This window comes from Flavimarina sp. Hel_I_48 (assembly GCF_000733945.1).
Lineage (GTDB): Bacteria > Bacteroidota > Bacteroidia > Flavobacteriales > Flavobacteriaceae > Leeuwenhoekiella.
Map to the genome: position 1 here is coordinate 1,067,514 of NZ_JPOL01000002.1, position 22,030 is coordinate 1,089,543.

Annotated in this window: 16 protein-coding genes; 6 read left to right on the top strand and 10 right to left on the bottom strand. The window is 40.7% G+C overall.

What is annotated here, in order from left to right:
* Positions 1–6: 6 nt before the first annotated feature.
* A complete protein-coding gene (locus tag P162_RS04825; RefSeq protein WP_031426102.1) occupies positions 7–3,282 on the bottom strand; it encodes a SusC/RagA family TonB-linked outer membrane protein in 3,276 nt (1,091 codons plus the stop codon).
* Between the two features lie 284 nt (positions 3,283–3,566).
* Here P162_RS04825 and P162_RS04830 point away from each other — a divergent pair, with 284 nt between their 5' ends.
* Positions 3,567–4,178, top strand: coding sequence for a ribonuclease HII (locus P162_RS04830; protein WP_031426103.1), 612 nt, complete (start codon positions 3,567–3,569; stop codon positions 4,176–4,178).
* An 89-nt stretch (positions 4,179–4,267) separates the two neighbouring features.
* Here the strand turns inward: P162_RS04830 and P162_RS04835 are convergent, their stop codons facing one another.
* From P162_RS04835 to lipB, 3 genes are all read right to left on the bottom strand, one after another.
* Entirely contained in the window at positions 4,268–5,089 is an 822-nt protein-coding gene (locus P162_RS04835; protein WP_031426104.1) for a ferritin-like domain-containing protein, read from the bottom strand.
* Between the two features lie 37 nt (positions 5,090–5,126).
* A complete protein-coding gene (locus P162_RS04840; protein WP_031426105.1) occupies positions 5,127–5,840 on the bottom strand; it encodes a ferritin-like domain-containing protein in 714 nt (237 codons plus the stop codon).
* 494 nt (positions 5,841–6,334) lie between these two features.
* Positions 6,335–7,045, bottom strand: coding sequence for a lipoyl(octanoyl) transferase LipB (gene lipB, locus P162_RS04845; protein ID WP_031426106.1), 711 nt, complete (start codon positions 7,043–7,045; stop codon positions 6,335–6,337).
* A gap of 181 nt (positions 7,046–7,226) precedes the next feature.
* Between lipB and lysS the strand changes: the two genes are divergently transcribed.
* Positions 7,227–8,918, top strand: a complete 1,692-nt coding sequence (lysS, locus tag P162_RS04850) for a lysine--tRNA ligase (RefSeq protein ID WP_031426107.1) — start codon at positions 7,227–7,229, stop codon at positions 8,916–8,918.
* Between the two features lie 124 nt (positions 8,919–9,042).
* Here the strand turns inward: lysS and hemL are convergent, their stop codons facing one another.
* The 4 genes from hemL to P162_RS04870 are packed head-to-tail and all read right to left on the bottom strand — an operon-like array spanning position 9,043 to position 12,416.
* A complete protein-coding gene (gene hemL / locus P162_RS04855) occupies positions 9,043–10,332 on the bottom strand; it encodes a glutamate-1-semialdehyde 2,1-aminomutase (RefSeq protein WP_031426108.1) in 1,290 nt (429 codons plus the stop codon).
* A 2-nt stretch (positions 10,333–10,334) separates the two neighbouring features.
* Positions 10,335–11,162, bottom strand: a complete 828-nt coding sequence (locus P162_RS04860; RefSeq protein ID WP_031426109.1) for a glucosaminidase domain-containing protein — start codon at positions 11,160–11,162, stop codon at positions 10,335–10,337.
* The gene (locus tag P162_RS04865; protein ID WP_031426110.1) at positions 11,152–12,090 is read right to left on the bottom strand and encodes a 1-aminocyclopropane-1-carboxylate deaminase/D-cysteine desulfhydrase; all 939 of its coding nucleotides are present in this window, start codon (positions 12,088–12,090) and stop codon (positions 11,152–11,154) included. Before P162_RS04865 ends, P162_RS04860 begins: the two co-directional genes overlap by 11 nt.
* Positions 12,087–12,416: a hypothetical protein gene (locus P162_RS04870; protein ID WP_031426111.1), complete on the bottom strand. Its 330-nt coding sequence runs from the start codon at positions 12,414–12,416 to the stop codon at positions 12,087–12,089. The genes P162_RS04865 and P162_RS04870 overlap by 4 nt, the downstream gene beginning before the upstream one ends.
* A 248-nt stretch (positions 12,417–12,664) precedes the next feature.
* Between P162_RS04870 and P162_RS04875 the strand changes: the two genes are divergently transcribed.
* The 3 genes from P162_RS04875 to P162_RS04880 all read left to right on the top strand — a co-directional run bounded on the left by P162_RS04875 (position 12,665) and on the right by P162_RS04880 (position 16,603).
* A complete protein-coding gene (locus P162_RS04875; RefSeq protein ID WP_081868378.1) occupies positions 12,665–15,643 on the top strand; it encodes a tail fiber domain-containing protein in 2,979 nt (992 codons plus the stop codon).
* Between the two features lie 125 nt (positions 15,644–15,768).
* Positions 15,769–15,942, top strand: a complete 174-nt coding sequence (locus tag P162_RS17665) for a DUF5522 domain-containing protein (RefSeq protein WP_164076212.1) — start codon at positions 15,769–15,771, stop codon at positions 15,940–15,942.
* A gap of 106 nt (positions 15,943–16,048) precedes the next feature.
* Positions 16,049–16,603 (top strand): DUF4136 domain-containing protein, encoded by a 555-nt coding sequence (locus tag P162_RS04880; RefSeq protein WP_031426116.1) that lies wholly within the window; start codon positions 16,049–16,051, stop codon positions 16,601–16,603.
* 364 nt (positions 16,604–16,967) lie between these two features.
* Here the strand turns inward: P162_RS04880 and katG are convergent, their stop codons facing one another.
* Together katG and P162_RS04890 are read right to left on the bottom strand one after the other, a co-directional pair.
* Complete coding sequence (gene katG / locus P162_RS04885) at positions 16,968–19,211, bottom strand: catalase/peroxidase HPI (protein ID WP_031426117.1); 2,244 nt, start codon at positions 19,209–19,211, stop codon at positions 16,968–16,970.
* 157 nt (positions 19,212–19,368) lie between these two features.
* Complete coding sequence (locus P162_RS04890; RefSeq protein WP_031426118.1) at positions 19,369–20,121, bottom strand: enoyl-CoA hydratase/isomerase family protein; 753 nt, start codon at positions 20,119–20,121, stop codon at positions 19,369–19,371.
* Positions 20,122–20,233: 112 nt separating this feature from the next.
* Between P162_RS04890 and P162_RS04895 the strand changes: the two genes are divergently transcribed.
* Positions 20,234–21,997, top strand: a complete 1,764-nt coding sequence (locus tag P162_RS04895) for an aromatic amino acid hydroxylase (RefSeq protein WP_031426119.1) — start codon at positions 20,234–20,236, stop codon at positions 21,995–21,997.
* Positions 21,998–22,030: the final 33 nt, after the last annotated feature.

Genomic DNA, 22,030 nt, shown 5'->3' on the forward strand with positions numbered 1-22,030 from the left:
CTTTTTTTAAAATTTAGCTCGTATTCCTACTGTAAACGTTGTTAACGGAGCATAAAGTCCCCTGTCAGAATTACCGCTTTCGCTAGTTGTAGGATTAAAACCATCTCTAGCACCTTTAAAATAAAGGTTATCCCCAGAAGCATAAATATTTAAGCCACTCATACCAAAACTTTCCAATGTTTTCTGCGGAAAGTTATATCCTAGAACAACATTGTTTAATGCGATATAATCTGTGCTTGTTAAGAACCTGGTTGAAGTAGAACTCACATTAGGTATCACACGATCTGCAATAATTGGTACAGTGGTAATATCTCCCGGTTGCTGCCATCTATTCCTTACATCTTTATGTCTATTTGTAGCTACGATACCACCATTGTTATCGTGAATCAATTCAGAATACTGAGCATCATAAGCCCATCCTCCTAAGGAGTAAGTAAACTGTGTAGAGAGATTAAAATTGTAGAAATTAGCATTTAAACGGAACCCTCCTGCTATGTCGGGAATACCATTTTTATCTACAAATTTCTGAGTAGCATCCGCATATGTTTTAGTTGTTTGACTATTTATGTTCGCATTTTCATTCTCTGCTAAGTAAGGGGTTAAAGAACCAATAGCCACATCACCTTCATCAAAAGAACCATTCCCATTTACATCATCATAATACTGATTCCAAATGGGGTATCCGTCTTGAGGATCTACTCCTGCAGATTCTCTAATATAAAAATCATATATACTTCTTCCCTCTGAATAACCATAACGACCTACAATATTGAGATTAGATGGAGCCCCCGTTTCAGGATCAATTGGCATCGTGCGAATCTTATTATTATATATAGCTCCATTTAAAGAAAGATCAATTGCTACATCAGCTGTTTTAAGTATATGCCCGCTAAGATTAACTTCTAAACCACTGTTTCTAAGAACCCCATCATTAACAACAATAGTTGCAACCCCAGAAGAAGGAGATATCCTTCTATCAAAAATTAGATTATCAGTATCCTTTATAAAATAGTCAACACTAGCATCTAAAAATCCACCTAAATCGAATTCAACACCCACCTGGTACTGCTGTGCAGTCTCCCAGGTCAAATCTGGATTAGCGAAAACTTCGGGTGCGATTGCAAATGCATCATTGACATTTGTAACGCCAAAGGTGTTAAGCCCGGTATAGTAATCCACTCCACTTTCATCACCCGTTACACCATAAGAGGCCTTAAGCTTTAAAAACTGAACCAGATTACTGTCTGACAAAAAGCTTTCGTTTGAAATTACCCAAGCAGCACCCACAGAGCCAAAAGTATCCCACTTATTGTTGGCAAATCGAGATGAACCATCACGACGTATAGTTCCTGTCAAATAATAGGTGTCATTAAAATCATAATTCAATTGTCCAAAATATGACTCTAAAGTACGGCCTTGCGAGAAACCAGTTGGCTGTTGTAGATTGATGATATAGTTATCCAATTCCAATCCCTGAGGAATAATTGCCTTTCCTTTGAAGTCTGTACTTACAGTTTCTTCTAAATCGTTGCTTTCGTGGGCAGCCAGAAGCTCAAAAGAATGAGACCCAAAGGATTTATTATAACGCAACAATTGCAAAAAGTTTGATGTTAAGGTTTCCCTTTGCTGAATAAACAAATCACCGCTATTTGCCGTAGCAACTCCGTAGAATTGATTACCCATAGACTTAAATACGTTATTGGAATATTGAAGACCAAAAGTAGTCTCGAAATTTAAACCTTCCAATAAATCAACTTTTGCATTGAAACTACCTATGATTTCATTTCTGTCCGTTCCATTAAAATCATAAAGAGAAGAAGCTACAGGATTTAGGTTGTTTGAATTTGCTCTATCCCTAAAACCTGAATTAGAACCATAATCATATTGAAACCCTCCAAAAATAGGATCAAGAACAAGCTGATAATTGTCATCTCTGAGAAAGACTGGATAAAATGGATTCATTTTATCTGCGAATTCAAATAAGTTTTCCGCCCCATCAGTTTGCCCATTATTTACAGTTTCAGAGTAAGTATAACCCAGATTTGCACCTACATTCAACCATTCTTTTACATTTGAGTTCAAATTAATTCTCGTGTTATATCTCTTGTAACCCGTGTTTATTGCGTAACCATCGTCGTCAAGAAAACCGCCAGAAATAAAATAAGTAGATTTCTCGTTACCCCCACCCATTCTTAAAGTTGCCTCTTTTCTAAAAGATGGACTAAATGATGCATCTTCATAAAGTTCTGGAGTATATCTCCTGGTCACACCAGGCCTAACCATACCAGTAGCTGGATCTATTAATTCAGCTCCATTTGCGACATTCCACATGTTATATCCAGGGGCAAGATAGCTAGTAAACAAGGCATCATTAACAGTATTTATAGCATCTTGCCTAGAGACATTTCCACTACCTAGAAGTAATTGTCTATTTACCTTTGCTTCCCAAACTAGACCTATAGATTCCTCAGGAGATGTTAGAACATCATATCTGGGTAAAATTTGCGTGTTCACCCCAGTTTTCAGATCTACCTCTATATAGCTTTCTGATGCAGAACCAGATTTTGTTGTAATAAGTACAACACCATTAGCGCCTCGAGAACCATAAATCGCTGTTGCGGAAGCATCCTTTAGTATTGTCGTTGATTTTATATCTGCTGGATTAATAGAATTTAAGCTACCCGTGTTTATAGGTTCTCCGTCGGCATCAAATGAAGATGTTGTCAATGGAACTCCATCAACTACATAGAGCGGGGATCTATTTCCATTAACCGAACCGAAACCTCTAATACGTACGGTAGATGTAGTTCCTGGCTGACCAGAAGTATTTATAACCTGAACCCCGGGAGCTTCTCCCGCAAGTGACTGTGTCAAGTTTGAATAGTTTTTCAATTCAATATCTTCCGAATTTATAGTTGTAGCTGTTCCGGTAAAAGCCTGACGTGTTGTCGTACCATAACCTACAACTACGACCTCATCGAGAGCCTCACCAGCTTCCATACTTAAAGTTATTGTATTTGAGGAGCCTACTTTAACTTCTTGCCTTTTAAAACCAATGTATGAAAATACTAAAAGCTCTCCTTCAGATGTCTCAATAGAATATTCTCCATCAAAATTAGTTTGAGTTCCTGTGTTTGAACCTTCCACAATAATATTAACTCCAGGAAGTGGTAACCCGTCAGGATCAGTCACCGTACCAGTAACCGTTTTTTGTTGTGCAAAGGCAAACTGTGTCAATAGGAAGAAACCCATGACAAAATACCATGTAAATTTTGTTTTCATAAGAAATTATTTGAATTAGCCAGTCACAAACATGACCTTTTTTTTTATATAAAACAAAAATTAAAGTTAAATAGCTCGATTTTTAACATAATTACTATCCTTATTTTTAAGAAAAAAATGCTGATAAACGAAAAATTTGATAAAATAATTTGCCAATATGATAATAAAACAACTCAACTAAATCGATTTTTGTATTATTGGCAAATACCTTTAAAATACAATATTTTAATTATAATTTAACCTTTTTTAGCAGTGAATTTAGTATGTATTTTTAAATTCTTAATATGATTTTAAAACATCAAAACAACCTTATTGAATGTGGTACTGATGAAGCGGGTCGTGGTTGCTTAGCAGGCCCGGTGACCGCTGCCGCAGTTATCATGCCTCCTAAATTTAAAACAGGGTTAATTAATGATTCCAAACTTCTCTCTTCAAAGACAAGAAGTGCACTCCGGGAGATTATTATAAATGAAGCGCTCGCCTTTGGCATAACCCATATTTTCCCTAAAGAAATTGACGAAATCAATATTTTAAACGCATCATTCAAGGCTATGCACCTGGCCATTGACCAGTTGAGCCTGCGACCTGAGCACATACTTGTAGATGGAAATCGCTTTAATAAATACAAAAACTGCTCTCATGACTGCATGGTCAAAGGGGATAGTCGTTTTCTGAATATTGCCGCGGCATCTATCCTGGCGAAGACCGAACGCGACCTGTACATGGAAGCGCTCGCCCTGAAATTTCCTGTCTACAGCTGGCAACAGAACAAAGGTTATCCTACAAAAGCCCATCGTCAAGCGATCAGGGAATTTGGCATAACCAGCCATCATCGCAAATCCTTCAGGTTATTGCCTGAACAGTACACATTTCAATTAAACCATACAGAAACCTAACCTACTAACGGTTTGGCATAATAGGATTCTATTTTAAAAAAAAGCCACCTTATACAAGTGGCTTTAATCATGCTAATAACTGACTTGTATTACATCAAGAACAAAGCGGCTATAGCTCCTGCATCATCACTCGTAAGTGGTTCATCATAAGCCTCTGTAGAGGACTCAAACGTGAATGGAGTGCCATCACCTAATGTGGTTACATCAACACCGCCCTGCATCGTATTATCTTCATGAATATAAACTGCCTGCGCAACAGGTGGTAAGCCCATACCACGGTCATCACCCGTGATCCAACCTTTTAATCCTCTCAACCTTCGTATTTCTGAAGCATGTCTTGCTTCAACTGAATGGATCTGGAGCGCAACGGTAAGCAATGCGGGATCGTTCATCAAATTAGTTGCCTGACCTTTATACGCTCGCACTCCCGTATCTTCAAAAGCCTGCGCCAAAGCCAAAAGTTGTTGATAAGCAATAGCAGAATTGGTCCCATCTTTACCAAAAGGATCAAAATTTCCACCAGCGGTAAAATCAAATTCTGGAGCTTCAAAGGCATTATCCTCCAGAGCACCTTTTAAAAGGCTTACATGGGCATTTTCATGTTTTGAAATTTGCATATACACAGCCTCCGCTTTTGGATAATTTGCTAATACACCAGACTCTAAAGCTCTGGTATAAAATTCGGCTTCAAGATATTCAAGAACAAGTGCCAACTGTAATGACGAATTGGGATAAGTCTGTACGGTAGCGGCTTTAGCTTTACTGGAACTGGCGGCAAGGCCAAAGGGAATTGCTGCAATTGCGGCTTTCTTTCCAAGAGAACCCATTGATCCAAACATTTGCCTACGGGAAGAGGGCGCTACGGTGAGCTTTTCCGTGGTGAAATCTTCTAAAAGTTTTAGTATACTCATAATATATTTTGTTTAAGGTTAATTGTAGTGTTGTTGATTATGGTAATTTGTTTGCCGTGAATTCGGTAACGATAAAGCCACCTGCTGCGGCAAGAATCACCGAAGGATTTTCGGCGCCGTCCAGACCAGTTTCCGGATCTACCGCATCATCACCTGCAAATAATTTGAAATCGTCCATATTGCCACCACGTATGCTGCGTATGGCTGCTGCATGCCTAGCCTCCACAGAAACAATTTTACCGGCAAGTACTAGATAAAGTCCGGTCTCAATAATTTTTCCTGCACCATTGTATGCTTTAACCCCGGTGTCTTCCAGAAGTTGGGCGGTAGAAAGTACGGCATCCCTGTCGTTAAAATCTACACTGCTAAAATCAAACTCCAGTGTAGGTAGTCTTTCATCTTCACTAAAATTTGCCCCAATGGCGACTTTCAAAAAGTCCCTGTGGTTCAATTCGTGATTGTATAAATCCTGAATGATCATTTTCTCTTCTTCAGCTGCACCAGACCAGTAGCTACCGTTCAAAACCTTAGTATAAAAATCGGCTTCAAGCTGCTCAAGGGCGTAAGCATAATTTAAAACACCTAAATCCCCGCCACCTAAATCAAAAGGGCCGTCGTTGCCATATAATTCCTTGTCGTCAAAACAGGCTACTAAAAGCCCAGAACCGGCAACGGCCAATCCGCTCGTTTTAAGAAATTGACGCCTGTTACGCCCATTTACGGTGGATACCTTAATTTGTTGTTTTTTCATAATTTAAATGTTAAAGTTAATGTGGTTATCTTTTATGCTATACATACGAAGCTAAATCGTTATAAGTTTTTGATAATCAGTTATTTAACATCTATTTGTGACTAAAATCGATTTTATATTTCTTGAAATAGCATTTCGTCAATAAAAAATAACCTTTTATCAGATTATATTAAAATCTATAAATGTCAGTTAGTAGATTATCAATTTATATATGTAAACATTGAGATATTGATATTTAAATATACCATTCGTCTAGCAAGTATTGATTTACCTCGCAATCGATGGTAGTTTTAACAAGTTTAAGCCGAAAAACCGAGTTAAATAGGTGATTTATATATGGAAATAACCAGAATAAAAGGGAAGATAATGCTGTATCAGACCAAAAAGAATCCGTGTAGAAAAATGATATAAGGTGACAGTGGCCTTATCTAAAGGCCATTGTCATATGAAATTGCAGTAAAATAATTGAAGTATGACTGTTGAGCTTGTAAAGCTTATTGATTGGTATACTCGTATTCTGCCTCGAAGAGAGTTTTAAAATGATGCAGCAACTTGCCTTTTACCTCTTCCATCGAGACAATTTTTTTTCCAAGTTCAACATTTAAGGAAGTGACCGCTTTACCTTGAATGCCACATGGAATGATATTATCAAAATAGCCCAGATCTGCGTTGACGTTAAAAGCAAAGCCGTGCATGGTGACCCATCGGCTGGCACGTACACCCATGGCACATATCTTACGCGCATAAGGCGTTCCCGCATCAAGCCATACGCCCGTTTCTCCTGGAGACCGGCCAGCCTCTATATTGTATTCGGCGAGGGTGAGAATAACCATTTCTTCAAGAAACCGCAGGTATTTGTGTATATCTGTAAAAAAATTTTCGAGATCAAGGATGGGATAACCCACGATCTGACCGGGACCATGATAGGTAATGTCCCCTCCCCTGTTTATTTTGTAAAAACTGGCCCCTTTTTCTTGAAGTTGCGCCTCCGTGCACAGCAGGTTTCGTATGTCCCCGCTTTTGCCCAGCGTATACACATGGGGATGCTCAACAAAAAGCAGGTAATTGGGAGTCGGTTCATTTTTATTTTCTCTCCTATTACTGATTTTTAAGTCAAGAATCTCCCTAAAGAGCTGCTCTTGATATTCCCAGGTCTCTTTGTAATCCTTAAGCCCCAGGTCGCGTATTTCAATTTTTTTGGCCATGTGTAAAATTACAAATAAAGACAGAACTATAGCCCAGAGCACTTCATCTGAATCGCCTTTTAATTCAGAATAACAGACTGAAAACAATTAAAATCAAACTTCCCACTACACTATAAGGACACCGCTATTTATACTGATTTTTGCTTGCTAGTACTTATATTTGCGCTTAAAACCAAGCTAAATGCAACTTTCAGAACAGGAAATCATAAGGCGTGAGAAACTCGCGACCCTGCGCAAAATGGATATTAACCCATATCCCGCTGCGGAATTCAAATTTACGCATACCTCAAAAAAGATAAAAGAGGACTATAAGGAAGGTGAAAAAGTGGTTATTGCAGGCCGCCTGATGACGCGCCGTATTCAGGGGAAAGCTTCTTTTGCCGAGTTGCAGGATAGCGACGGTCGCATTCAGGTCTACTTTAACAGAGATGAGATCTGTACGGGCGAGGACAAAACGCTATACAATGATGTCTATAAAAAATTGCTTGATATAGGTGATATTATAGGTATTACAGGTGAATTATTTACTACGCAAGTAGGTGAGAAAACAATCATGGTCAAAGATTTTCAGATCTTGAGCAAATCGTTACGGCCCTTGCCACAACCGCGCACAGATGCTGAAGGAAATACATTTGACGCCTTTTCTGATGCTGAGCAACGTTACCGCCAGCGCTATGTAGATCTTATCGTTAACCGAAAAGTGCGCGATACGTTTATAAAACGAACTAAAATCACGAATACCATTCGCCAGTTTTTCAATGAGCGGGATTATCTGGAAGTTGAAACACCCATTTTACAACCTATTCCCGGGGGTGCCACGGCAAGGCCATTTATAACGCACCATAATGCGCTTGATATTCCATTGTATCTGCGTATCGCCAATGAACTTTATTTAAAAAGACTTATTGTAGGTGGTTTTGATGGAGTGTATGAGTTTTCAAAAGATTTCCGAAATGAAGGGATGGACCGTACCCATAATCCTGAGTTTACGGTGATGGAACTTTATGTAGCCTATAAAGACTATAACTGGATGATGAGCATGACCGAAGAATTACTTGAAAAAGTTGCCATCAACACCACTGGGAACAGTAAAATAAAAGTGGGCAAAGAAGAAATTGAATTTAAAGCGCCCTACCCACGCGTTCCCATTCTCGAAGCTATTAAAAAACATACGGGCTACGAAGTTGCCGGTAAATCTGAAGAAGAACTGCGCACCATTGCAAAAGAACTGGATCTGGAAGTTGATGATACCATGGGCGTGGGCAAACTCATTGATGAGATTTTTGGTGAAAAATGTGAGCACCATTATAAGCAGCCCACATTTATCACAGATTATCCTAAAGAAATGAGTCCGTTGACTAAAGAGCACCGCTCCAATCCCGCACTCACCGAACGTTTTGAACTTATGATAAACGGTAAGGAAGTGGCAAATGCCTATTCTGAGCTCAACGACCCGCTAGAGCAGCGCGCGCGTTTTGAAGATCAGCTGGCGCTAAGCGAAAAAGGCGATGATGAAGCTATGTTCATTGATCAGGATTTTCTTCGTGCGTTAGAATACGGTATGCCGCCCACATCTGGAATAGGTATTGGTATTGATCGCTTAGTGATGCTCATGACGGATAATGCTTCCATTCAGGAAGTGCTGTTCTTTCCTCAAATGAAACCGGAGAAAAAACCATTGGATCTTTCCGAATCTGAAAAAGCGATTTATTCCATACTGAAAAAAGAAAAAAACCTGCCCCTGGAAACGCTCAAAGAGCAAAGCGGACTCAGCAACAAAAAATGGGATAAGGGCATTAAAGGTTTGACAAAACAGGAACTTGCAATAGTAGAGAAAAACGGGGAAGAAATAACCGTCAAAATAAAAGAGTAATTTTGAAACTTCTGAATTACTGAAAGTTCTCAGAAGGATAGAACCATTAAAATCAATAAAAAACGCCCGATTTTCAATGAAAATCGGGCGTTTTTAGGTCTTAATAAGCTGTTTTTACACTAAATTAATTCAGCGTTGGAGCAATTTTCGCTACTGCGGAAATCGTTTCATCCAGATCCTCGTACGTTAATGCATCTGTGATAAACCAGGATTCATAAGCACTTGGTGCAATATAAATGCCGTTATCAAGCAAACCGTGAAAGAACTTTTTGAAGGTTTCATTGTCCCCTTTTGCAGCTGATTCAAAATCAGTTACCGCAGCCGAGTCAAAATGTACCGATAGCATAGATCCCTTTCGGTTTATGGTATGAACCACATTGTTCTTATTAAGGGCTTCGGCGATACCCTTGTGAAGGTATTCGGTTTTTTCGGCAAGGTTTTTAAAGATACCGTGATCTGCGTCTAACGCTTCAAGCATTTTGAGACCAGCAACCATTGCCAGCGGATTTCCGCTCAATGTTCCTGCCTGATAGACGGGCCCAAGAGGCGCAAGATAGTCCATGATCTCATTCCGCGCAGCGAAAGCCCCCACTGGGAGTCCGCCACCTATCACTTTACCAAAAGTCACAATATCTGCCTTTATGCCCAGAAGTTCCTGCACACCACCGGGAGCCAACCTAAAACCGGTCATGACCTCATCAAAAATAAGTAACGCACCGTGAGAATCACAGAGTTCGCGCAGTCCTTCCAGAAAACCTCCTGCGGGTGGGATGCAGCCCATATTTCCGGCGACCGGCTCCACAATAATACAGGCGACTTCATTTGTATTTGCCTCTAATATTTCTGCAACTTTATCCAGGTTATTGTAGGGCGCCAGCAAAGTGTCTTTTGCCGTTCCCCTGGTAACTCCGGGACTATTGGGCGAACCAAAAGTAACCGCGCCACTCCCCGCCTGTATCAGGAATGAATCAGAATGACCGTGGTAGCATCCGGCAAATTTGATAATCTTATCCCTTCCGGTAAAACCGCGCGCCAGCCTTACCGCGCTCATGCAGGCTTCGGTACCGCTGTTTACAAAGCGTATTTTATCAATATTCGGGACCATTTTTACGGCCAACTGCGCAATTTTGGTTTCCAGTTCCGTGGGCATCCCAAAGGAAGTCCCCTTTTTGGTTTTTTCGATCACCGCATCAACCACGGGTTGATAGGCGTGCCCCAGGATCATAGGACCCCAGGAATTTATATAGTCAATAAGCCGGTTGCCATCTTCGTCATATAAATAAGCGCCTTTGGCCTCTTTTACGAAGATGGGGTCACCACCTACTGATTTGAACGCGCGTACTGGTGAGTTTACGCCGCCGGGTATTACTTTTTGCGCCTCAACAAATAGCGCACTGCTTCTTTTATACTGCATCATTAAAATCCGTTATATTCGGGTGTAACATTAAGTTCCTGGCCTATTTCTATGGTATTTCCAGAAAGTCTGTTTTTACTTTTTAATTCTTCCACCGTAAGGTTATATCTCTTAGCGATCGCGTAGAGGGTATCCCCTTTTTGCACGGTGTGAATATTGACAACGTTTTTAGACCGCTCAGCAAATTTACCGGGATTATTGCCCAGCACTTCACTGTCATATATATATAGACGGTAACGTTCTATAATACTTATCAATTTTTCGGGATATTTTCGGTCTGTGGCATAACCTGCCTTGCGCAATCCCTGGGCCCAACCCTCATAATCATCTGGCTTGAGGTTAAAGAGACTGGCATAGCGCTGCCGGCCGGTCAGAAAAAGGGAATGATCCCTAAAAGAGAATTTAGGATCATTGTATTTCCTGAAACATTCGCCGCGGGCATCATCATCATGGTAAACCACATCGCCGGTCCAGTCGTGGCATTTTATACCAAAATGGTTATTTGCCTTGAGGGTTAGCGCCCCTTTTCCCGCGCCAGATTCAAGCACGGCCTGCGCCAGTGTTATACTTGCCGGAATTTTATACGTACGCATTTCTTCCTGAGCAATACGCGAGAAAGCTGCCAGATATCCCTCAACACTGGAGTAAGAGGCACTGGTCACTTTTTTTTCAGTAGACGGTGATGTTGCTGCAGGAATATTGGTTTCCGTGTTTTTTCGGTCAATAACGACTGTTTTTCGGGCATTTTCACGGTATTTTCGCTTACTGCTACCACAGCTCAGCGCGATAAAACAAACCAGAATTATACTAATTATGTGCTTAATTCTCATAATCTATTAACTTAGATCCCTGTTTTTTGAGTCGGGCATTGATTCCCGGAATACCTTGCAGACCTCCAGTATGAACGGCTAAAATACGGGTATTTTTAGAGAAATAGCCACTTCTGATCATTTCGTGTATCCCATAAAACATCTTGCCAGTATAGATGGGATCTAACTGTATTTTGTAGGTCTTTTTGGATTCATTGATGAACGTGATCAAATCTGAACTCACGCGTGCATAACCGCCACAATGATAGTCTGTGATCAAACTCCAGTTTTGTTTTGTGGTAAACCGCGCAATTTCCTCCTTTAGAAAATCTCCCTTTAAAGCCGAAAAAACGAGTATTTGTTGGTGTTTTTCGGAAGCTTCAATGATCCCGGCGGCGGTTCCACCCGTGCCCGCCGGGCAGCAAATATAATCGTAATCCTTATCCTCTGCATTAAGGATCTCTTTACAACCTTTTATGGCGAGTGCATTGGTGCCACCTTCCGGCAGTTCATAAAAATCCTCAAAATCCGTGAGCACGCTTTCGCGGAAGCAGGGCGTTCCTTTTTCCCGGTACTGGCCGCGCGAGATAAATTTGAGTTGCATCCCGCATGCATCTGCTAACCGCAACGTAGCATTTTGAGAAAAGGTTTTTTGCAAGTCTGCGCCTAGTTCGTCCCCACGAATAATCCCTACTGTTTTTAATCCGGTAATTTTTCCTGCCTTGGCGGTAGCCGCAATATGATTTGAAAAAGCACCGCCATAGGTAAGCAATGTCTTAAAACCATTTGCTTTTGCCTCTGCGATGTTATATTTAAGTTTCCTGAATTTATTTCCGGAAACGGCCGCATCCAGTTGATCCTCCCGCTTTACAGTCAAACGGATTCCAGTAGCTGAATCTTTAAAAAGAAACTGATTTTTACTATCTAAATGCTGATCAAAAATGTTCATAGATATAGGCCGAAAGACCACATTTTTCTCGTTTTTAGGTAGGATAATGATTTTTCATGATGGTAGGCTTCCCTTTCAAAAGAGATATTTTTGTAAGCCAAATAAGTATTTTTATATTGAATCCAGCGAATAACATATTCTATACCGTACCAAATATAAAAAGGTAAAATCAATAATTCTGCCTGCTGCCTTAAATGAATACGCTCATGATTTACAAAAACAGCATCTTGCTTCAATGCTTCGTATTTTATAATAATAAAAGGCCAAAGGGCGATTCCTAAATATCCCCTGCTCAGTAAGCGTTTAGAAGTTAAAAAGTAGTACATCGATGGGTCAAAGATAAAGAAATAAAAAACAGAAAAAGTAGTAATTATTGTCGCTATCTATATCGATAAGTCCGTTGAATATCATTAAAATAATTATACAACAATGTAACCTTATGATTTACAAATACTTATAAAATAATAAAAAATAAATCCTACGGTATTCTCACAAAATAATCTCTATTTATGAAAAATAATATACTTTTGCGACTGATTTTTGTTTAAAAGGCAAAGTCTAAACCCCCAAATTTATGATGAATATTACTTTTCTACTACGAAAGGTGCTGCTTTACTGTGCCATACTACTAACTTGCAATAGTATTGCCCAGATAGGAATAGGCACGGAAACTCCGGAAGAATCTTCTATTCTTGACATTAGATCTACCAATGGTGATAAAGGTATTTTGATACCCCGGGTAAACATCACTGATTTAAGCACACAAGCACCCATAACGGGAAATATTCTAGAAAGTGAGAGTCTTCTGGTGTATAACCTTAATGCTACTACCGGTAAAGGTTTTTACTACTGGACCGGAACAAACTGGGCTAAACTTACCGTAGAGGAAGATGATGATAACACCAGCATTTATACTGACAATGGAACGATAACAGATAACCTGCGAACCATTAATCTGGATGATCATATATTTGGATATATCAATAATGCTGTAGATAATGATTATTTATATCTATCACCGGCAGGTCTAAACTCAAATGAATATTACTGGTCATCCAGTACCGGTCATGGTTTTGCCATAGGCACTACAGAAGCTCTTGTCATAGATACTAATAGAATGACGACCTTAATTTCTAACAACTCCCCACCCTCACCCACTAGCGGATCCCTGGTAATAAAACATAATGTAAATGATGGTACTGGAGTTTCCTCTATAGTCTTTCCCAGTTCAAGCAACAGGGGAACTGATTATGGATATATAAGTTACCAGGATGACGTGGATACCACAGACGCAGCCTTAGAAAAAGGATTACTTACCATAGGGGTAGAAAATGATGGAACAACTAATAATCGGGAAGATATTGCAGATAATATGAACCTTGTAGCCAGTGGCTCCATAGGAATTGCAAACACAAATCCTAATATAAGAGCTTCACTGGATTTAGGACAGAAAAATAAAGGTCTGCTCATAAACAGAGTAGCATTAACGAGTATAACTTCCGGAAGCCCTATATATGGGAACCAAGCAGATATCCCAGAATCCATGCTCGTTTATAACACGGCAACAGCCGGTTCTGGCGATACCCAGGTTAAACCTGGTTTTTATTATTGGTCGGCAGGTAAATGGAACCCCATGTCTATCTCAGAGAAGAATATCTATACAAATGATGCCACTCTTACAGAAAACAGGAAAGTAGACCTCTCTAATAAAAGCTTAGCCTTTACAAATTCTACCAGAAACGGTAAAATAGGAATTAATATAGATACACCGGTTGCTCCTCTGCATATCTATGAGTCCACGGGTAGTGCAGCTACAAACCAAACAGGAAGTCTAATACTAGAGCATGGTAACAGTGGTGGTGAGTCTTCCATTTTGTTTAAGAGTAAAGCAAACTCCGGTAGTGATTATGCATACATAAGCTATAAGGATGATAGCGACAGTACCAACGTCTCAAATGAGAATAGCCTTCTTACCATAGGTGTTGAAAATGATGGTAGTGCTAATAATGATTCTGCAGATATTGACAACATTAATCTTGTAGCCAGTGGCTCTGTAGGAATCTCTAACATAAATCCTAACATTAAAGCTTCTCTGGATTTAGGTTCAAAAAATAAAGGCCTTCTTATCAATAGGGTTGCCTTAACTGGTTTAAATTCTAGCACTCCTATTTATGGTAATCAATCAGATATGCCAGAATCAATGTTAGTATACAACACAGCAACAGCAAATTCAGGGTCTAACCAAATTACTCCAGGCTTTTATTATTGGCAATCGGGCAAATGGATTAAACTACGCACTGGCGATGAACAAAACATTTACACGACCAGCGGAAAGATAACCCAGGACCGCACACTTGACCTTGACAGTCATGCCTTTAATATCAGTTTGGGAAGCACACAACGCTTTCGGTTCAATTCTAACGGGCGTTTAAGATTAAATGCCTATGGAAATACTGCTTTTACAGAAAGCCCTAGTTTCCTACTAGGAGTAAATACCAACGGTGAGGTCACTCAGTCCACTCCAAGCTCAATATATGAATCAACCAGCAAGGCCTGGTACAAACAGCAAACTACAACGCCGCCCACTTCCATTGATGATAATATTTATACAAATGGAAAGCTCGCTATTGGAAAAAATAATGCTTACGGTGCCCTGCACCTTTACGAGGTTACCGGATCTACACCTAGCTATAACGGAGGGTCGCTTACGCTTGAGCATGGCAATACCGGAGGAGAATCATCAGTTGTTTTCAAGAGTAAGGTCAATGGAGACAGTGATTATGCCTATATCAGATATCAGGAAGATTACGATGGGACTGCTACAGGATCTAATGAAAATGGCCGGCTCACCATAGGTATAGAAAATGATGGAGAAGGGACTGTGCAAGATGATATAAACTTAAAAGCAACAGGTGTAATTGGTTATAGTGTAGGCAGTACGACTACCAGCACCTATAATATGACGGCAAATGCTTTCTATCCTTTGAGTACTAATACAAAAGATCTGGGCCTAACGGGCAACAGATGGCGCAATCTGTTTGTTAAGACTATAAACACTTCAAATTTAAGCGCGGCTAATATAAATGCATCTGGAAACATAACAGCCGCAGCAAATATAACCGCAGGGGCAGATATCACCACTACAAATCTAACTGCATCTCAAAATATAACCGCGGTAAGTGTCACAGAAACATCTGATGTTCGTTTAAAGGAAAATATACAAAACCTTGAATACGGCCTTCGTACACTTGAAAGGATAAAGACCCATCAATACAATTTTAAGAGCGATAATACAAAAAAAATACATTATGGTGTTATCGCGCAAGAACTACAGCAGATTCTCCCCGCCCTCATACATGAAGGTAATGACCCAGAAAAAATTTTAAGTGTAAATTATATCGAATTGATTCCTATTTTAATTAATGCAGTTAAAGAGCAGCAACAAACCTTAGAAGGTCAAAACAGCAAGATTAAAAATCTGGAAAATGCTGTTGTCGAAATCAAACAGATGTTATCTAATGAAACAGCGCAGAATACAGTTGGGGGTTATTGAGTACTTATAATTAATAGATTCAACATATTTTATAGGCATGATTTAATCTAATCAACGAGTTTTTAAAATAAAATTACTGGTCTTATACTATTTAGAATTAATTATTCATCCCTTACCTTTACTGGATGAATCACTATAAACAACATGTGCCGGTAGAGGATGGGGACTTCTATCTTACCCCAGAAGGCTATCGCTGTTTTACCGAACAATATCATCTCAAACGAGGTTATTGTTGTGAAAGCGGTTGCCGCCATTGTCCCTACGGTTATGATAAAAAGACAAACCGTAAGAGCTACTAAAAATCAGTTAGATATGGTACGATTTTTGAACTTTGTAAATTAAAAAAGCGTATCTTAATAAGTAGGATATACTTTTTTTAAATCTATAAATCAAATCTTGCATTATATGAAAACACTTAAACCCATCCTGATGTTCTTGCTCGTAGGGCTTCTTGCATCCTGTAGTTCTGTGCGCGTAGCTACAGATTATGACCAGAGCGCGAACTTTAATGATTACAATACTTTTGCTTTTTTTAAACCTGGGATAGATCAAGCCGAAATTTCTGATCTTGATAAAAAACGCATCCTCCGTGCTATTGAAAGTGAGCTTATGTCTAAAGGTTTTACAAAATCCGAAAATCCCAGTATGCTTGTAAGCATTTTCACTACCGCGCAACAGCGCGTAGATGTTTACAATAACATGGGATGGGGATGGGGCGGTTTTGGTCCCTGGGGCTTTGGACCTTATGGTTACGGTGGTTTCTACGGCGGCAACAATATTGCCCGTACCACGGAAGGAACGCTTTATATAGACCTTATTGATGCCCAGAAAAAAGAATTGGTTTGGCAGGGTCAGGGCAATGGCTATCTTGCCGCGGACGTGAACAAAAAACAAGCCCGCATCAACGAGATCGTAAATGAGATCATGATGCAATATCCACCGCAAGTGGCTAAAAACTAAGAGAAAACCTCCAATTTTGATGCTAAAAACCCCAAAAATCTGCCGATTTTTGGGGTTTTTTTATTTATTATCCTTATTAATTCACCTTAAATTTTTGGGCCTTTCCCTACGGATCGGGCTTTACATTGTAATCTTTTTGCACGTGCCTCACAAAAAGGCCTCCTCCCGGAAGGGGTAGAGAAATTCACTGCAATCCCTAACGCAAAATCCATTTTGGATATATAAGACAGTTTGAAACCTTATCTAATGATTTCTGGGCATTTCTCATAATTGTTCTAACTTTTAAATACTATGCAATCCTGTATTCAACCAAAAAAAAGGCGATCCTTTCAGACCGCCTTTTCAATTCAATATGCATTCTTGATTATTTCAAATCGTATCGATCCAGGTTCATCACCTTATCCCATGCTTTCACAAAATCCCTTACGAACTTTTCTTCTGCGTCATCTGTAGCGTATACTTCAGCGTAAGCCCTCAATTCAGAATTGGAACCAAAGATTAAATCGGTTCGGGAACCGGTCCATTTTACTTCTCCAGACCTGCGGTCGCGCCCTTCAAAGATCGTTTGATCATCTGAGGTCGCTTTCCACGTCGTACCGAAATCCAAAAGATTTTTAAAGAAATCATTGGTGAGTTTTCCGGGACGATCTGTAAAAACGCCATGTTTGGAACCATCAAAATTAGTATCCAGAGCACGTAAACCGCCTATAAGAACGGTCATTTCTGGAGCGGTAAGCGTCAATAATTGTGCACGGTCTATCAATAATTCTTCTGAAGATGCAGAAATGTTGTCCCGGTTTCTAAAGTAATTTCTAAAACCGTCAGCATTGGGTTCAAGCGGTTCAAAAGCTTCCACATCCGTTTGCTCCTGGCTGGCATCTGCCCGTCCAGGTGCAAAAGGTACTTCAATAGTATGGCCCGCTTCTTTTGCCGCTTGCTCCACCCCGGCGCATCCTGCCAGTACGATAAGGTCTGCAATGGAAACCTTTCTGTTTCCATGTTCTCCTTCATTGAATTCCTGCTGGATACCTTCAAGATTGTGGATCACATGCCACAATTTACCGGGATTATTTACTTCCCAGCCATTCTGTGGCTCTAGTCTGATGCGGGCACCATTTGCCCCTCCGCGTTTATCTGAACCTCTAAAGGTTGATGCAGACCCCCAGGCAGCGCTTACAAGTTCTGAAACAGAAAGTTCGGTTTCCAGAATTTTAGCTTTCAACGCGGTAATATCTTCCGCATTGATCAGTTCATGTTCCACATGAGGAATAGGATCTTGCCAAAGCAGTTCTTCCTGTGGCACTTCAGGGCCAAGGTAGCGTTCTTTTGGCCCCATATCCCTATGGGTCAATTTAAACCAGGCCCTTGAATACGCGTCTGCAAACTCCTCCGGATTTTCAAGGAAATGTCTGGAGATTTTCTCGTATTCTGGATCCATTTTTAACGAGAGGTCTGTCGTTAACATAAATGGAGCATGTTTCTTATCTGGGTTATGCGCATCAGGCACCGTACCGGCGCCGCCACCATCTTTAGGCTGCCACTGGTAGGCACCGCCCGGACCTTTGACACATTCCCAGTCAAAATTGAACAAATTTTCAAAATATTTGTGGCTCCACTGGGTGGGCGTATCGGTCCAGGCGCCTTCTATCCCACTGGTAATGGTGTGCTCGCCTTTTCCGGATCCAAAGTTGTTTTTCCAGCCTGTTCCCATGGCTTCAATTCCCGCTGCTGCAGGTTCTGCCTCCACATATTTTTCAGCATCTGCCGCGCCGTGCGTTTTACCGAAGGTGTGACCCCCGGCAATAAGTGCTACGGTCTCATAATCGTTCATGGCCATACGGCCGAAGGTTTCCCTTATAAAATGTGCGGATTCCACAGGATCTGGATTACCGTTATGCCCTTCTGGATTTACATAGATCAAGCCCATATGTGCCGCTCCCAACGGACTTTCCAATTTACCTTCCTCGTAGCGCTTATCATTTGCCAGCCACTCCGTTTCTGCTCCCCAGTAAACACTTTCTTCGGGTTGCCACACGTCTTTTCTTCCGCCGGCATAGCCAAACATTTTTAATCCCATGGATTCATGGGCGCAATTACCGGCAAGTACAAGTAAATCTGCCCAGGATAGTTTTTTACCGTATTTCTTTTTAATGGGCCAGAGCAGTAAACGCGCCTTGTCAAGGTTCGCATTATCTGGCCAACTGTTAAGCGGTGCGAAACGTTGCTGGCCTCCACCGGCACCACCACGACCATCACCTATTCTATAAGTACCGGCGCTATGCCAGGCCATACGGATAAAAAACGGTCCGTAATGCCCGTAATCTGCCGGCCACCAATCCTGAGAATCTGTCATTAATTGGTATAAATCCTCTTTTACGGCTTTTAGATCTAGACTTTTAAAGGCTTCGGTATAGTCAAAATCGGTATCCATGGGATCACTCAATTCTGAATTCTGGCGCAGGATGCTTATGTTTAATTGATTGGGCCACCAGTCGCGGTTGCTTTGTCCGGTACCGGCAGTATAATTGAGGTCTCCACCTAAAAACGGACACTTACTGGATTCGTTTACTTCCCAGACTTTATGATTATCAGGATGATCTTGTGACATAACGTATAGCTTTGATTAATAAAATATAAATTTATGATAATACAATCTTATGCTTAAATGTTTATGATAATTAAAATCTATGACACCTTCGCATGTTTTTTATTAATAGCGTCTGCCTATTCATTAATACTTCTCCCTTTATAGCTTTTTCAGAAAATTACTTAAACCGTTCCAAAGCTTTTTTAGTAAACTCAGAAAGAACCAGATTTCCACTTATTTCTGCCCTTTTTTCGAGCAATTTTGACCAATTTTCGGTGTTTTCCCAGAATATTTCCTTGCTCGCTTGTAATGCTTCCGGATTGTATGAAGCCAACTTTTGAGCTAGTTCTTCAATCGCCTGATCCATAGCTTGGGTTTCATCAAAGATTTCATGAAAAAGCCCTTTGTCCTTAGCCCATTGCGGTTCAAAAAAGTGGTGGGCATTTAGTGTGAGTTCGCTAAAAGCGGAAGTTCCAATTTTACGTTCCACCGCGGGCGCGATCACAAAGGGACCTATCCCTATACTGATCTCACTTAACTTTATGGCCGCATGTTGCGTAGCAAAACAATAGTCTGCCGCTGCTGCCAGTCCCACGCCACCACCCACGGTTTTGCCCTGTACGCGTGCAATGATGATCTTTCCACAATTGCGCATCGCCAGGATAACTTTGGCAAATCCCATAAAAAATGCTTTTCCTGTACTCTTATCTTCAATCGCAATAAGTTCCTTAAAACTGGCCCCGGCACAAAATGTGCGATCACCACCACTTTTTAATACAATAATCTGAACACTATCTTTTGTACCTGCAGAAATAATTTCATGTTCCAATTGGTTTAATATTTCACTGGGAAGCGCGTTGTGTTCTGGGGTAAAAAATTCAATAGTGGCAATTCCATTTTCAATTGTGGTGGTTACGTGGGCTTCTGACATATTTTTGTATTAGTAATTAACTATTCTTAAAATAATAGGGTGATTATTGACAATGTGCGATTTTTTTATATCTTTTGATCGGTAGAGGTATTAAATTTACAACATGGAGAAAATGCTAGATAAAGATATAAAAAGTAACCCGCTTCTGGATTCGCTTCCGGTCCATCTCAAGCAATTTATAAAACCGCAAAATTATGAGGATTACACGCCTATAAATCAGGCGGTATGGCGCTATGTGATGCGTAAAAACGTAGATTACCTAAGTAAAGTCGCGCATAAAAGTTATCTCGACGGACTCCAGAAAACGGGTATTTCAATAGAAAAAATACCGAACATGTACGGCATGAACCGTATCCTTAAAGAAATAGGTTGGGCAGCGGTTGCCGTAGATGGTTTCATTCCGCCCAGTGCCTTTATGGAATTTCAGGCCTATAACATTCTGGTCATCGCTTCAGATATTCGCCAGCTCGAGCACATCGCCTATACGCCTGCGCCAGATATTATTCATGAAGGCGCCGGTCATGCCCCAATTATAGCAAATCCCGAATATGCAGAATATCTGCGCCGTTTTGGTGAGATAGGGAGCAAGGCAATTTCGTCTGCGCGGGATTATGATTTATACGAAGCCGTACGCAAGATTTCTATTTTGAAAGAAGCCGAGGGCATTCCGCAGGAAGAAATAGAAAAAGCCGAAAGCGGGTTGCTGCATATTCAGGAAACCATGGGTGATCCCAGTGAAATGGCACGTATACGCAACCTCCACTGGTGGACCGTTGAGTACGGACTCATAGGAAGCACTGAAAATCCTAAGATATATGGCGCCGGCCTGCTTTCCTCCATTGGGGAAAGTGCATGGTGCATGACTGACAAAGTAGAAAAACTGCCCTACTCCATAGAAGCGGCAAGCAAAGAATTTGATATTACCCAGCCACAGCCCCAATTGTACGTAACGCCAGATTTTGCTTACCTCAGCGAAGTCTTAGAAGAGTTTGCAGATACCATGGCCCTGCGCACTGGCGGGCCAGAAGGTCTTCAGAAACTTATTAATTCCAAAGGTTTGGGAACTATAGAACTGAGCACGGGACTTCAGATTTCTGGTCATTTTAGTGAAATGATCGTCACGGGCGACCGCGTTGCCTATTTGCAAACCGAAGGTCCTACCGCCCTTTCCTATAGGGAAAAAGAACTCGTGGGCCATAGCACAAAAAAACATGCAAATGGTTACGGTACGGTGCTGGGCAAACTTAAAGGCATCAATCTCGCTATTGAAGATATGAGCCCTAAAGACCTAAAAGCCTATAAAATTTATGAGGGTGAACGTGTACAACTGGAATTTGAAGCGGGGATCAAGCTTGAAGGACGTATCATTACCGGAACCCGGAATCTACAGGGAAAAATAATCCTGATCCATTTTGAGGATTGTACGGTTACCCTGGGTGAACGTGTACTGTTTAAACCAGAATGGGGCGCGTATGATATGGCGGTGGGCAAAAAGATTGTTTCCGCATTCACGGGACCAGCAGACAATGCTTCTTTTGACCGCATCACCCATGAGGTTTCAAGTAGCACGGTAAAATCAAAACCTTCCGCAGAGCGGCAGGAACTGGAAGAATTATACCAGTCAGTACGTGATTATAGGGATGGAAACACCGTAAAATTCTCTCCGGAAGCTGTTTTTGAAATCCTACAGAAAGCACACCCCAGGGATTGGCTGCTTTCAATAGAATTGTATGAAATCGCAAGTGAAAGGGAGAATCCAGATTTTGCGGAAGAAATCAAAGACTATCTAAACCAGAAAATGAAAGAAAATACCGCACTTACAGAACTCATTACTGATGGAATAGCCCTAATAGAATCTAAAATGACGGTGGTTTAGGAATAAATATTGAGAACTTCCACAACTAAACTA